1 protein-coding gene is annotated in these 1,215 nt (G+C 57.0%); it reads right to left on the reverse strand.

The window, feature by feature from the left end; all coding sequences use genetic code 11:
* Positions 1-27 precede the first annotated feature (27 nt).
* Positions 28-1,215: IS3 family transposase (locus tag FBY02_RS28005; protein ID WP_144931774.1), on the reverse strand; the 1,188-nt coding region annotated here is incomplete at its 5' end.

Raw genomic sequence — 1,215 nt, forward strand, 5'->3', positions numbered from 1 at the left:
GGGGATGCGGACAAAAACTTGGACTGGTTATGCCGCGAAGCCCAGGCTCTCACGATACTCAACGGGACTGAGAGCGCCGAGGGAAATCTTTATACGTTTTTCGTTGTACCAGCGAATGTATGAATCCAAGGCCTGAATGAACTGCTCGATGCTCGTTGACTGCCAGTTGCGAGGATAGAACAGCTCCGTTTTCAGTCGGCCGAAGAAACCTTCACAAGCCGCGTTGTCAGGTGAGCAGCCTTTGCGCGACATCGAACGAATCAGCTTCGCATCAGCGATGCGCGATAGCCAGCCGGGCCAGCGGTAGTGAGCGCCACGATCGGAGTGAACAACAGGCCGTTTATCGTTGCTGGCCACCGTTTCGACAGCGGCATCCAGCATCGTGTTCACAAGCTCGGCGTCGGGACGCGTGCCGATCGACCAACTGATTACCTTCCCATCGAAGCAGTCGATCATGGGGGACAGGTACACCTTGCCGGCCGGGATCTGGAACTCCGAGATGTCGGTCAGCCATTTCTCATTCGGAGCTAGGGCCGTGAAGTCGCGGTTGAGGAGGTTTTCCGGCGCCGGACTGATCTCCCCGAGGTAGGAACCGTATCGACGCCGTTTCGGCTTGGCGACGACTAGGCACTCCTGCTTCATCAAGCGCTGCACCACCTTCTCTGAAAGGCGCACACGCTGCCTGCTCAACGAAGCTCGCATCCGACGGTAGCCATAGCAACGATGATTGCGCTCGAATATGTCCGCCATGGCACGACGCACTTCGGTGTACTTTTCCGCGACCTGCATTCGGGCTCGATGATAGAAATAGGAGCTTCGGGCCAAGCCCAACGCGTCAAGCAGCTCTAGCAAGGAGTACCTCTGCCTTAGGGCATCAGCCAGCAATGTCTTCTCCCGATTGGTCAGGACTTGCCGGTTGATGCCCGTCTCTTTTTTTATGAGTTCATTCGCCCTCATCAACAGGTCATGTTCAAGCTGCAAACGGCGAACATCGAGCTGGAGAGATTCGAGTTGCCGCTGCAACTCCTCTCGTTCCGGTGACGATGAGGGTTCAAGCCGACACTTCATGGATGGGGATACCTCTGGGCCGAGTAGCTGGTTTTTCCAGTTGTACAAGGTCGGCCTGCACACGCCCAGCTTTTGAGCCAGGGCTTTCGCACTTTCTTTTCGCGTGCACAGCGCGATGACCGCTGCCTGCTTCACCGCTGGCGGCCG

The sequence above is a fragment of the Pseudomonas sp. SJZ078 genome, assembly GCF_007828255.1.
In the GTDB taxonomy this organism is placed as follows: domain Bacteria; phylum Pseudomonadota; class Gammaproteobacteria; order Pseudomonadales; family Pseudomonadaceae; genus Aquipseudomonas.